This window comes from Porcincola intestinalis (assembly GCF_009696445.1).
In the GTDB taxonomy this organism is placed as follows: Bacteria; Bacillota; Clostridia; order Lachnospirales; family Lachnospiraceae; genus Porcincola; species Porcincola intestinalis.
Window position 1 is genome coordinate 60,362 of the sequence record NZ_VULZ01000003.1, and the last position, 12,637, is coordinate 72,998.

Annotated in this window: 8 protein-coding genes and 1 pseudogene; 1 reads left to right on the forward strand and 8 read right to left on the reverse strand. The window is 53.8% G+C overall.

Annotated features, from left to right (window positions below; translation table 11 throughout):
* Nucleotides 1-23: 23 nt before the first annotated feature.
* From FYJ35_RS03885 to FYJ35_RS03895, 3 genes are all read right to left on the reverse strand, one after another.
* Nucleotides 24-1,388, reverse strand: coding sequence for a DUF1015 domain-containing protein (locus tag FYJ35_RS03885; RefSeq protein WP_154523465.1), 1,365 nt, complete (start codon nucleotides 1,386-1,388; stop codon nucleotides 24-26).
* Between the two features lie 303 nt (nucleotides 1,389-1,691).
* Nucleotides 1,692-2,780 (reverse strand): 3-phosphoserine/phosphohydroxythreonine transaminase, encoded by a 1,089-nt coding sequence (gene serC, locus FYJ35_RS03890; RefSeq protein ID WP_154523468.1) that lies wholly within the window; start codon nucleotides 2,778-2,780, stop codon nucleotides 1,692-1,694.
* A 129-nt stretch (nucleotides 2,781-2,909) separates the two neighbouring features.
* On the reverse strand, nucleotides 2,910-4,385 hold the full coding sequence (locus tag FYJ35_RS03895; protein WP_154523471.1) for a pyridoxal-5-phosphate-dependent protein subunit beta: 1,476 nt from the start codon (nucleotides 4,383-4,385) through the stop codon (nucleotides 2,910-2,912).
* Nucleotides 4,386-4,600: 215 nt separating this feature from the next.
* Here FYJ35_RS03895 and dpaL point away from each other — a divergent pair, with 215 nt between their 5' ends.
* Nucleotides 4,601-5,800 (forward strand): diaminopropionate ammonia-lyase, encoded by a 1,200-nt coding sequence (gene dpaL / locus FYJ35_RS03900; RefSeq protein ID WP_154523474.1) that lies wholly within the window; start codon nucleotides 4,601-4,603, stop codon nucleotides 5,798-5,800.
* A gap of 142 nt (nucleotides 5,801-5,942) precedes the next feature.
* Here the strand turns inward: dpaL and FYJ35_RS03905 are convergent, their stop codons facing one another.
* The 5 genes and pseudogenes from FYJ35_RS03905 to FYJ35_RS03925 all read right to left on the reverse strand — a co-directional run bounded on the left by FYJ35_RS03905 (nucleotide 5,943) and on the right by FYJ35_RS03925 (nucleotide 12,475).
* Entirely contained in the window at nucleotides 5,943-7,121 is a 1,179-nt protein-coding gene (locus FYJ35_RS03905; protein ID WP_154523477.1) for a cation:proton antiporter, read from the reverse strand.
* Between the two features lie 377 nt (nucleotides 7,122-7,498).
* Nucleotides 7,499-7,756, reverse strand: a pseudogene (yajC, locus tag FYJ35_RS15165) (preprotein translocase subunit YajC); the annotation flags it as partial.
* A 163-nt stretch (nucleotides 7,757-7,919) separates the two neighbouring features.
* Complete coding sequence (tgt, locus tag FYJ35_RS03915) at nucleotides 7,920-9,062, reverse strand: tRNA guanosine(34) transglycosylase Tgt (RefSeq protein ID WP_154523483.1); 1,143 nt, start codon at nucleotides 9,060-9,062, stop codon at nucleotides 7,920-7,922.
* A gap of 62 nt (nucleotides 9,063-9,124) precedes the next feature.
* Nucleotides 9,125-9,883 (reverse strand): exodeoxyribonuclease III, encoded by a 759-nt coding sequence (locus FYJ35_RS03920; protein WP_154523486.1) that lies wholly within the window; start codon nucleotides 9,881-9,883, stop codon nucleotides 9,125-9,127.
* Between the two features lie 57 nt (nucleotides 9,884-9,940).
* Complete coding sequence (locus tag FYJ35_RS03925) at nucleotides 9,941-12,475, reverse strand: RodZ family helix-turn-helix domain-containing protein (protein WP_154523489.1); 2,535 nt, start codon at nucleotides 12,473-12,475, stop codon at nucleotides 9,941-9,943.
* Nucleotides 12,476-12,637 lie beyond the last annotated feature (162 nt).

The window sequence follows — 12,637 nt, forward strand, 5'->3', positions numbered from 1 at the left end:
CACCAGTTCACATCCGCGCCGCTTCACACCTGCAGGCTTCTGCCTTCCAGATAGTAGCGCTTCTCGTTCGCATGTCCCATCGAGAAGGTCTTTCTCGGAAGAGCGCCGTCCGCTGCAACTGCCGGGAACAGGCGGTGCTTATCCATGGAAGGAAGCAGGAATCCCGCATTCTCCACCGAGGAGGCCAGTTCCGACACGGTCTGCTCTCCATGGATGTAGTCGATCCGGATGCCTTCCGTCCTGACGAGCTCATCCAGTGCCGTCTGGAGAGCTCCGACTTCAAGCCCGGAGACCGGATGATCGATCACCAGCACCCTGCACGTGCCGCCATAGATGACCGGGATCCTGTAGCTGTCCTCTTTCCGGCCTGTCTGCGTCACGCGCTGAGCAGCATCCCGGTCTCCACAGTCGACCGCCCCCGCCTCATTCCCATCAGATTCTTCCGCCAGATAAGCGTCCGGATTCTGCTTTTTTAGAATTTCGACGGTCTTCCTTACGATCTCCTCCCCTGTCAGCTTTCCCTCACCGAACAGCACGCGGTGAATCGGCTCAAACACAATGCCATCGTCATGAACATTCTCCAGCTCGCAGAGCGCATACCTGGCCGGATGATCCTCCCTCTCCTGCGGGGACAGCGTCTTCCTGATCTCCTCCCATGCAGCCTTTGCTGTCGCCAGGGAGTGATTTCCATCCCCCATCGCCATGAGGAATTCCTTCCCTTTGCCGAAACACTCCGTCGACTTGTCATAGAGCCTTGAGAAGGCCTCCTGTACACCGCCAAGCGCTTCCTTTGGGAAAAAGGTTCCCGTGATATGGCCTCCGTCCAGCATCAGATCTGTATCGTAGACCACCGTCCCCTTCTTTTTTGCCAGCGGCTCGATCACGGTCTTATCCGGATCGTCAATCAGGATGATGATATGCGGAAGCTCAATCGGCGCTCCTCTCCGGATGCGGAGTCTCGGCGGAATCCGCTCCGTGATCGTGCGCTCGGTCGCGCGGATCAGGGAGGTGGAGCCCTTCGTATAGTCGTATGCTTCCAGATCCACTGCGATGACCAGACCAAGCCTTGTCCGCCCGGCTGCCGTCCGCTTCACAAGCATGCAGCCCTCCGGAAGCGTTCTGAGCACCCCGGTTTCCTCATACTCTTTCATATGGCTCCGGATCTGTTTTGTCAGCTCCTCCTCCTGAGGCTTTCCGAGGTAGTATTCCGGCAGAATCATCCGCAGCGTGGACGGGGAAGTGCCGACGATTCTGTCCGCCTCCTCCCAGTATGCAGGCTCGGATGTATACTGATCGCAGGCGACAACCGCCCACTTCTCATAGTCCGTCCCTTCCTTTGGAAGCTGGATCCTGGGAATTCTGAGTCCCATCTCACTGAATGCATGCATGCTGTCATCCTCCATCCTATGATATTTGTGATATCTCTGGCACATGCGGCATTCTCGTGCCGCCTGCGTGCCGCTTTATGCCTCATGTGGGGCGTGTCAATAAGTCCTGCCGCCACTTGCATGAAGCATGCATGATGGAAGACTTTTGGCACTGTAATCATGATATCAAGAAATCCGTCCCTTCAGGGCCGGCTGACCGGCACAGCCCGAAAAGACGGATTCCGATGTCCGCATACGCTGCAGGGCCTGACGCAGTCTGACTGAATCTCTGTGCAGCCTGCCCTGCAGGTATATAACGGCAGATTAAGCCTGTTCTCTCGCGAACTTCTTCATAAAGTCGACAAGCGCCTCGACGCCTTCGTACGGCATCGCATTATAAATGGATGCGCGCATGCCTCCGACAAGACGGTGTCCTTTCAGATTCGTAAAGCCGGCCTCGACAGATGCTGCGACAAACTTCTTGTCCAGCTCGTCGTCGCCTGTTCTGAATGTGACATTCATCATCGAGCGGCTTTCTTTCTTCGCCTGTGCCTTGTAGAAGCTCTGCGAATCGAGATAGTCGTACAGAAGCGCGGCCTTCTTCTCATTGCGTTTCTTCAGCTCCTCAAGTCCTCCGATGCTCATGATCCACTCGAGCACCAGCTTGCAGATGTAGATAGACCAGGTCGGCGGCGTGTTGAGCATCGAATTCTTCTCTGCCTGCTTGCCGAAATCCCAGATCTTCGGGCAGATCGGCTGCGGATTTCCGATCAGATCGTCTCTCACGATCACAACGGCGAATCCCGCAGGGGCCATATTCTTCTGGACACCCGCATAGATGATGCCGTACTTCGAGACATCGACCGGTTCAGAGAGGATGCAGGACGAAAGATCCGCAACCAGCGGAACGCTGCCGGTCTCCGGAAGTGTGTGCCAGGCTGTTCCGAAGATGGTATTGTTCTGGCAGATGTGAACATAATCTGCTGCCGGATTGAGCGTCAGCTCGTCCTGAGAGGGAATTCTGGTGAAGTTCTCGCTTTCCGTGGATCCTGCGACACGGACATCCTTCATGTACTTCTTTGCTTCCTTGTACGCGTTGTTTGCAAAGTTGCCCGTGATGATATAATCCGCCACGCCGGTCTTTGAAATGTTCAGCGGAATCGCCGCGAACATGCCGGTCGCCCCGCCCTGGAGAAACAGAATCTTGTAATTGTCCGGAATCGACATGACCTTGCGCAGATGATCAAACGCATCGTTGATAATCTTGTCATAGACCTTTGAGCGATGGCTCATCTCCATGACGGACATGCCCGAGCCTTCGTAGTTCAGAAGGTTCTCCCGTGCGGACAGGAGCACCTCGTCCGGAAGGATCGATGGTCCTGCTGAGAAATTGTAAACACGATTCTCGATCATAACATTCCTCCTTTTTGACTGAAAACTGAAACAAGTCTACACCATCTGTAACAGCCTCTGCAACTGATCGTGAGCCTCCCGCTCCCGGGACTGCCCACGTTGATCCCGCTTGCGATATATACCGTCCCCTTACAGTTCCTTCAGCAGTCCGGTCGCGTCATTGAATTCATTGATCAGCTCATCCATCTCGGCTGCCTGTCTGTGCACGGCATCCCAGGTTCCCTCCGGGTCATACCACAGAGCGTCCAGCTCCTCCTTCGTCTTCCCCTGCTGCTCGACCCAGGTATAGTACTTCAGGTTGTGGATGCGCTTTCTGTCGTAGTAGGACAGCTCCAGCATATTGTCCGTCTTCTCGTCCAGGATATGGCGGCAGTGGTCAAGCTTCGCCTCCGTCTCGCTGTACGGCCCGTACATCTGATTGAGCTCGTCGACTCTCGACTGATACATCGCTGCCGAGTCGGTCAGGACGGTTCCCAGCACATCATGCTCTGTAAGCTCATAGTACTTCGCCATCTTGATGCAGCACAGCAGGTTCGCGATGCCGGAGATGCCGAGCCAGGTCAGCTTCTCAACCAGCTCTTCATCCAGTCCGAGCTCCTCCTTCAGGTACTTCTGTCCCTCCGGCGTGTTGAAGAGTCTCAGCAGGCGCTGGGAGTCCTCGTCGTCAATATCGATGACCATGTCGGTATTGCGGACATTGTGGATCCACGGCACATGCTTGTCCCCGATTCCCTCGATGCGGTGGCCGCCGAATCCGTTTTCCAGAAGGGTCGGGCACTGAAGCGCCTCGCCGACCGCAAGCTTTGCCTTCGGGTAGAGCTCCTTCAGCCTGTCTCCCGCTGAAAGCGTTCCTGCCGATCCGGAGGTGAATGCAGCGCCTGCAAACCGGTCTCCCGGCCGCTTCACGGCCTCATACACATCCGCGAGCGCGTTGCCGGTGACATTGTAGTGCCAGACGACATTGCCCATCTCCTCGAACTGGTTGAAGATCATCATGGACGGATCCTGCTTCAGCTCGTTCGTCTTGTCGAAAATCTCCTTGACGTTGGACTCGCAGCCCGGTGTCGCAATAACCTGTGTGGCAACGCCCTTCAGCCAGTCGAAGCGCTCTTTCGACATCTCCGCCGGCAGGATGGCAACCGAATTGCAGGCAAGAAGGCGTGAATTGAAGGCCCCGCCTCTGCAGTAGTTTCCTGTGGACGGCCAGACCGCGTTATGAACGGTGGAATCAAAGTGCCCGGTGACAAGCTCGGGGACCAGACAGCCATAGGAAGCGCCGACCTTGTGACAGCCGGTCGGGAACCACTTTCCGACCATCGCGACAATCCGGCAGGGGACGCCGGTCAGGCTTGACGGAAATTCGATGTAATTCGGGACGCTCTGGAAGAGCCCGCCTGTCTCCTTCGGCTCGTTCTTCCATGTGATACGGAAAAGGTTCAGGGGGTTCACATCCCACAGCCCGACATTCTTCAGCTTTTCCTGAATCTTTGCCGGAATCTTTCCAGGATCCTTCATCTCTTCGTAGGTCGGGAGAATGACGTTGTTCTTCCGCGCATTCTCGATGTTGTGTTTCAGGCTTTCCTTGTTGACTGAAAGATCGATCATAACGGCATACCTCCTGGGTTCGTCTCCATACTTCCGTCCGGCCCGGTTCAGGCAGTCCTTTCGCCTGTCTGCTCAGGCTTCCTTTCAAAGGCCCGGACTGAAATTGTTTTTTCCAGTATAACATGTTTTCATGCAGGTTGTGATACACTATACATAGAATATTTAAACAAGATTTCAACGTTTTTATCCAACACATTTTTCCGGAGGAAGATGCCATGTTTACACACGTCGATCTGAAATACAAACCCAGACAGGTTCCGCAGACCTCAGATCCCTATCTTTCGCTCATGTCAAAGGAGGAGGTCACCAAAGCCAGAAATTTTCACAGAACCTTCCCGCAGTATCAGGAGACACCGCTCAGAAGCCTGAAGCAGATGGCCTCTTATCTCGGGCTCGGCACCGTCGCAGTGAAGGATGAGTCGTTCCGCTATGGTCTGAATTCTTTCAAAGCCCTCGGCGGTGCTTATGCGATGGGCAGATTTCTCGCTGACGAAGTCGGCAGAGATATCTCGGAGCTTTCTTACAGTGTTCTGACGGACGAGCATTTTCTGAAAACGCTTGCCCCCTGCACCTTCTTCTCTGCTACGGACGGCAACCACGGGCGTGGCGTCGCCTGGACAGCCCGAATGCTCCACCAGCGCTGCGTGATCCTGATGCCGAAGGGAACCGCAAAGTCCCGCTTCGACAACATCCGCGCACTTGGGGCAGAGGTTACAATTGAGGACCTGAACTATGATGAATGTGTGCGGAAGGCTGCCCGGCTTGCGGAGGAGACACCCCACAGCGTCATTGTTCAGGATACCTCCTGGCCCGGATATTTCGATATTCCGTCCTGGATCATGCAGGGCTACGGGGTGATGGCGGACGAAGCCGCGGAGCAGCTCGGCACGCGCCCGACCCACGTGTTCGTTCAGGCGGGCGTCGGCTGCATGGCTGGCGCTGTGACCGGCTACTTCTCCGCCCTCTATCCGGACAACCCGCCGAAGATCATCGTCGTGGAACCGCACGCAGCCGACTGCATGTACCGGAGCAATGAGAAAGGGGACGGCTCCCGCGTCATCGTGGAGGGGGATATGGATTCCTGCATGGCAGGTCTGGCCTGCGGAGAGCCCTGTGAGATCGGCTGGGATCTGTTCCGCAACCACGCAACCGGCTTCATCTCCGGGGAAGATCGGATGACGCTCCGAGGCATGCGAATGCTGGCCGGCTGCTTCAGGGACGATCCGCATATCACAAGTGGTGAATCCGGCGCCGCGACTTTCGGTGCCCTCGCGACGATCATGATGGAGGACTGCTACAGCGACATCCGGAGGGAGCTCGGGCTCGGACCGGACTCCACCGTTCTTTGCTTCTCCACAGAAGGTGATACAGACCCCGTCCACTACAAGCAGGTTGTGTGGGAAGGTCTGGACTGACCGCATCATGTAACCACATAAAGCATAAAGAAAGCAGAGGCTGCGGATTTTCTCCACAGTCTCTGCTTTTCTGGCGTTCTTACGGATATCCTTCTTCGATGGATATCTTCTCCTGCGGCCTGCGATCAGAAAGCAATTCCTTTCAGGCAGCCTCCGGATATTTCTCGTAGAGCATTTTCAGAAGAATCGGGGTCAGAATCGAGCTGACGATGATCAACAGAATTACGGCTGTAAAATAGGAGCTGGTCATGAGGCCTGCCTTCAGCCCGCGCTGTGCAACAATCAGTGCTACCTCACCCCGGGTCATCATGCCGACACCGATCTTCATGCTGTCATGTCCGTTGAAACCGCATGCACGCCCCATCAGGCCGCAGCCGATAATCTTGCCGACGAGCCCGACCACGACAAAGGCAAGTGAGAAAACAAGGATGGTTGTGTCAAGCTGGCGAAGATTCGTCTGAAGTCCGATGCTTGCGAAGAAAACAGGTCCGAAGATCATGTAGGAATTGATATCGACCTTCCGCTCAATGTAATCGGACTCTCTAAGCGAGCAGAGAATGACGCCTGCGCAGTAGGCGCCTGTGATATCCGCCACTCCAAAATATCTGTCTGCAATGTATGAAAGTGCGAACGCAAGTGCCACGCCCAGAATCGGGATCCTTCTTGTATGTGGCGAACGCTTTTCCAGTTTTTTCATCAGCTGGAAGATGAAGTACCCGCCGACAAGGGCAATTGCAAAGAATGCCAGCGTCTTCAGAGCGACAACCCCGATGTTGTTGGACGGATCCTTCATGCTCATGACAGCAGTCAGGACCAGGATGCCGATGACATCGTCAATGATCGCGGCGCTCATGATCGTCGTGCCGACTACCGTGTTCAGCTTGCCAAGCTCCTTGAGCGCCTGAACCGTAATCGAAACAGAGGTTGCTGCGAGGATCGTCCCGATAAAGAGTCCCTTCATAAACTCTTCGCTTCCGGGTCCTGCAAACCCATAGAAGCTCATGTACAGAATGGTTCCGGCGAAAACAGGAACCGCCACGCCTGCAAGTGCAATCAGCGTCGCCTTCAGCCCGGATTCCTTCAGTTTCTCCATATCGGTCTCAAGTCCTGCTGAAAACATCAGCAGAATGACACCGATCTCTCCCATACCGGAAAGGAAATCGCTCTGCTTCACAAGCCCGAACACGCTCGGACCGATCAGGATTCCGGATATGATTAGTCCCGCAACTTCCGGCATATGCAGCTTCCGCGCCACCAGGCTGAAAAACTTGCCGAAGACCAGAATAATGCATAAGTCTTTGAGTATTTCAAGTGTATCCATAAGGTGCCTCCTCATTCATATCTTGGGCTCCGTCTTTTCCGGAGCCTGTGCCGCATTCCATCATAGCACACGTGTGCAAGCCCCCTGAAAAGAATTGAGGCACTGCGTCCATAAAAAGGCGCGCCTGCATCTTTCTGCGGCGCGCCTTCTCTGGCATGGTCTCATGCTCTTATACAGCATTACTGCTGTTCTTTCTTCTCTTCCTTCGCTTCCCTGGCTGCCTTGTTTTCCTCGACGGCCTTCTCCTTTTCCTGAATTCTTGCCTGCTTCATGGCTTCCTTTGCCTCTCTTGCAGCGGCTCTCGGTCCCTTGACAGCAGCCTTTTTCGGAGCAGCGCTTTCCGTGGTCTTCTCTGGCTCAGAGGATGCCGGAGCAGAGTCCGATGCCTTCTCGATCTCGGCAATCGCGGACTTTCTCATCGGAATGCGGCAGTTCTTGTTGTTGCCGAACTCCACGATGCAGTCCTCCTCATCGACAGCGATCACAATGCCGTAGAAACCGGAGGTTGTGACAACCGTGTCTCCGACTTCCATCTGTGAAATCATCGTCTGCAGTCTCTTCTGTTCCTTCTTCTGCGGCCGAATCGCGAAGAAATACATCGCGCCGAAGATGATGACCATATAGATGATCATCATGAAAAGTCCGCCGCCCCCCGCAGCTGCGGAGCTGCCGCCTGCGGTCAGAACAGATACCGGTAAAAGAGCTGAATTCATGTTCATATCCTCCTGCGTAGTCTGAATCAAACTTTTTTCATTTTACACAAATTCACAATCTGTATCAAGCATTATTCTGACCGGCTCAGCAGTCCGGGGTATTATAGGCCTCGGTAAAGTCTCTGCGGAACTGTCCATATCGATGCTCGTCAATTGCGTTTCGAATTTCTTCCATCAGATGGTTGTAAAAATAGAGATTGTGCAGAACCATCAGCCGCATCCCGAGCATCTCCTTCGCCTTGAACAGGTGATGGATGTAGGCTCTGGAGTAGGATCTGCAGGCCGGACAGCTGCAGCCCTCCTCGATCGGGCGCTCGTCAAACATGAATTTTGCATTCAGCAGATTGATCTTCCCATGGTGCGTGTAGGCATGCCCATGTCTGCCGTTTCGGGTCGGATAGACACAGTCGAAGAAATCAACGCCCCGGTAGACGCCCTCGACGATGTTCAGCGGGGTCCCAACTCCCATCAGGTAGACTGGCTTGTCCTGCGGCAGATACGGCACCGTGCTGTCGAGGATCCGGTACATCTCCTCATGCGTCTCGCCAACCGCAAGACCGCCGACCGCGTATCCGTCCAGGTCAAGCTCCGTGATCCGCTTCGCGTTCTCGATGCGGATGTCATCATACACGGCTCCCTGGTTGATGCCGAAGAGCATCTGGTGCTTGTTAATCGTATCCTCAAGACCATTCAGACGCCTCATTTCCGTCTGACAGCGGACCAGCCAGCGGTAGGTTCTCGCAACGGAATTCTCTACATAGCTTCGCTCCGCCTTCGAGGGCGGACATTCATCGAAGGCCATCGCGATCGTGGAAGCCAGATTCGACTGAATCTGCATGCTCTGCTCTGGTCCCATGAAGATTCTGTGCCCGTCAATATGTGAGTGAAAGGTTACGCCCTCTTCCTTGATCTTCCGAAGACCAGCCAATGAAAAGACCTGAAATCCGCCTGAATCGGTCAGAATCGGCCTGTCCCAGTTCATGAACCGGTGAAGTCCGCCAAGCTTTTTGATCGCCTCATCACCGGTCCGGACGTGCAGATGGTAGGTATTGCTCAGCTCAATCTGCGTCCCGATTCCCCGGAGGTCATCTGTCGAGACAGCACCCTTGATCGCACCGACTGTACCGACATTCATGAACACAGGCGTCTGCACTGTTCCGTGAACCGTGCGGAACTCCCCACGCTTCGCGCGGCCGTCCGTTGTAAGAAGTGTATAGTTTTTGCTCATGTCTGATTTTTTCCTTTCCCTGCCTGTCAGAAAAATTAAATGACAGGCTGCGTGCCAGACCTTCAGATCCCCACATCCAGTTCCACCGGGCAGTGATCGGAGCCGAAGATCTCGGTATGGATGCCTGCAGCAAGCAGCTTTTGATCGATTCTTTTCGATGTGATAAAGTAGTCGATGCGCCAGCCTGCGTTCTTCTCTCTGGCATGAAAACGATAACTCCACCAGGAATAGATGCCCTCCTCGTCCGGATGAAAGTAGCGAAAGGTGTCCGTGAATCCGGCATTCAGAAGCTCTGTCATCTTGCCCCGCTCCTCATCTGTGAATCCTGCGTTCTTTCTGTTTGTCTTCGGATTTTTGAGGTCAATCTCCTCATGCGCAACATTCAGGTCTCCACAGACGATGACCGGCTTCTGCGCATCCAGCTTCTTCATATAAGTGCGGAAATCATCCTCCCATCTCATCCGGTATTCAAGCCTTCTGAGGCCGTCCTGCGAATTCGGCGTATAGCAGGTAATAAAGTAGTAGTCTGGAAACTCCAGCGTGATCACACGTCCCTCATGGTCATGCTCCTCGATTCCGATCCCGTATGTAACCGCCACGGGTTTCAGCCGAGTGAAGACCGCCGTCCCCGAATAGCCCTTCTTCTCCGCATAATTCCAGTACTGCTGATATTCCTCCGGAAGCTTCAGTTCAATCTGCCCCTGCTGGAGCTTGGTTTCCTGCAGACAGAAGATATCCGCATTCAGTTTTTCAAATGATTCCTCGAATCCTTTTCCCATGCAGGCTCTCAGGCCGTTCACATTCCAGCTGACTGCTCTCATCGATGCACCTTTCCCTTTCCCTCTGCCGGCCGCTGCCGTTTTTTACTCCATATGCCCTCATCTTACCTTGACAGACCGGGTCTTTGAATACTTTCCATAGTATGTGACTCCTCGAAGGATCCGATACGGTCTGATTCGGACATAGTACCGTTTCTTTCCGGTCAGTTTCGAGATCGTTCTGCTGGTCTTCTTTGTCCAATAAGTCTTCAGGGTCTTGCCCTTGAACTTTTTGTTTCTGCAGACTTGGATTTCATAGCCTGCCGCATAGGAAACCTTCCTGAATCGGATCTTCAGCTTCTTCTTCCCGGCAGACAAAGAACGGACGGCTGGTTTTGCCTTTCTGACCTTTGTGATCTTTTTCTTCTCGGTCTTTGTAATCCGGTAGTTGTGGATCGTCGATCCGCCCTGGTACCAGGAAGAGAGCGTCAGCTTGTTTGTGAATGGGTCATACAGCGCGTTCACAGCGACAGTGATCGTCTCCCCGGAATAGATCGTATTGTAAATATCCCCGCCCTTGTCCTGAATGATCTGGTAACTGTAGGTTCCTGGCTGAGTGATCCAGACCGGTGTAAATGTAAACATCCCTCCGGCGTTCGTCACGCTTGCGACTCTCTGCCCGCCGAAGTACAGACCTGCCTGAAATTCTCCATCCCTCGGATAACTGTTCTGGACACTGACTGATGCTGACACAGTCGTGGCTGCGGCCTCCGGATTGACAAAGTAATAGCCGGCCTGTCCATTTTCGTTGAACTGCAGGATCATCCTTCCGTTGTCAAACATGACGGCCTCGATCTCCCGATGTGTCCCGTCAGATGAGGCTGGAATATAGTAGGTCTTCAGCAGGTTGCCGTATAGATCGTAGATCCAGATGACATTGTCGCCGCTTCTGAAACGTCCATCCGGAACCGGTTCATACATGGATGAGCGCCCGGCTTCACTGGCTGTAAAGTAAACAAGTCCGTTCCAGGTTCCGCTGCTCTGATGGGTCAGATTGGACGGGACATGAAAGGAGCTGATTTTTCTTGAAAGATCCCCGCTGTAGACTGTCGCTGTTTCAAGGGAGTTTGCGCGGTTTCCCAGGAAGAAGACATCTCTTGTTTCATCGTAGGAGATGGAATTGTAATACTGGTCGACCCGGATCCTCCGCTTTACCTTCAGTGTTGAAGCGTCCAGGACAATGATTTGGTATACTCCATCCGTCTTGACAGGCGTTGTGTAAATTTCATTTCGTGATGCGACATATGTCATGCCGTTTGAATGTCCCAGGTCCGTATCCGCAAGCTGACTGGAAATCAGCGCGTACGATGCCTTATCCAGCAGGACAAGCGGATTGGTCTTTCCAGTTGGCTTCAGGAAGGAGGAAATGACATACCCAGGTGTGATGGCTCCGCCTTCAAGTGCTTTCCCATAAGGTCTTGAGATTCTTGTCAGATTCGTGAGGGAGACCGGCGTCAGATTCGTCTGATCCACATCGACCTGTGGAACGAAAGTCAGCATCGCAACCGGATTCTTCTCTTCACCTTCCTGGCCATCGGCTGTCAGCTTCCAGGAAAACTCCGGAATCTTTACCGGATCAGGTGTTTCGATGTCACCTACGCTGTCACTGCCTGTTTCAGATTTCGCACTTTCTTCCTTATCGTTTTCTTCTTTGCCGTTTTCTTCCTTGCCGCTTTCTTTTTCAGTCTCCGGAAGCACTTTCCACCCTGCCTGGTATGCTTTAAGGGTGAACGTCTTCTCAGCAAGCGGCTTGAAATGGGGAACCGCCACCTGCACCGAATAGGTTTTCGTCACATCCCTGTACTCTTTGGTTGAGGGATCCGGCTGTCCCATGTCCCAGTCAGCTTTCACCGTGATCGGCTTCAGGCTTAAAACACCAGCGTCACCTGTATCCCGTTTGACTGCGTCACTTGAATACACCCTCTGCCCGGTGCTCTGGTCTGTGATTGTCACCGAATAATGCTTGATCGGGTTATCCGCAGCAGTTGCCAGATAGGTAGCTGTCTGAGGATTCAGACCGCGGAAGTCGAATCTGACCACAACCTGAATATCTGCCGCCCCCTTTGTCTCGATGGAGACAGGCTGTGTTTCCGCCTGCACAGTCTCCTTGCTTCCGGCAGCAGGCTTCTCACTGAAAGCAGCTGTCTCAGTTCCATCGGATTCCGTGGAAACCGGAACGGACTCGGTCGAAGCCGAAGCGGATTCCGTTGAGGCCGGAACGGACTCGGTCGAAGCCAAAGCGCGCTCCGTTGAGACCGGAACGGACTCGGTCGAAGCCGAAGCGGATTCCGTTGCTGTCCCGGTATCACTTGCCACCGGCCCTGCTTCTGTCTGACTGATTGTGCCTTGTGCCTGGTCTGTTTCCTGTTCAACCCGTTCCGAACTTGTCTCCGTCTGATTATGCTCCGTCTCGCCGGCAGATGTTTGTTCTGTCTCAGTTTCTGTAGTCTGTACGTCTGCCCAGGCTTCTCCCACAGTTCCTGCGGTTAAAACCGCTGCCAGGGTCAGAGCCGTCCATCTCTTCGTCCTCGAAAAATGGCGGTCAGCGAACCTCTCCAATCTTTGCAATCTTTGCAATCCTTTCAATTCTCCCACGCCTTTCACGTTCCTGCCGCATTCATCAGACAGGACATCATTTTTCCTGACAGGTGTCAGGGTCTGGCAGCTTTCCCGCCAGTCAGCTGTATATGTTATCAAATATGTCCATTATGCTCAATACATTCGCCGGTCTTTGTTGCTTCTCCTGCTCCTTCAGAC

Coding starts and splice junctions, on each gene's coding strand:
- FYJ35_RS03885 (WP_154523465.1), bottom strand. CDS start 1,388: ATGCATGCATTCAGTGAGATGGGACTCAGAATTCCCAGGATCCAGCTT.
- serC (WP_154523468.1), bottom strand. CDS start 2,780: ATGATCGAGAATCGTGTTTACAATTTCTCAGCAGGACCATCGATCCTT.
- FYJ35_RS03895 (WP_154523471.1), bottom strand. CDS start 4,385: ATGATCGATCTTTCAGTCAACAAGGAAAGCCTGAAACACAACATCGAG.
- dpaL (WP_154523474.1), top strand. CDS start 4,601: ATGTTTACACACGTCGATCTGAAATACAAACCCAGACAGGTTCCGCAG.
- FYJ35_RS03905 (WP_154523477.1), bottom strand. CDS start 7,121: ATGGATACACTTGAAATACTCAAAGACTTATGCATTATTCTGGTCTTC.
- tgt (WP_154523483.1), bottom strand. CDS start 9,062: ATGAGCAAAAACTATACACTTCTTACAACGGACGGCCGCGCGAAGCGT.
- FYJ35_RS03920 (WP_154523486.1), bottom strand. CDS start 9,883: ATGAGAGCAGTCAGCTGGAATGTGAACGGCCTGAGAGCCTGCATGGGA.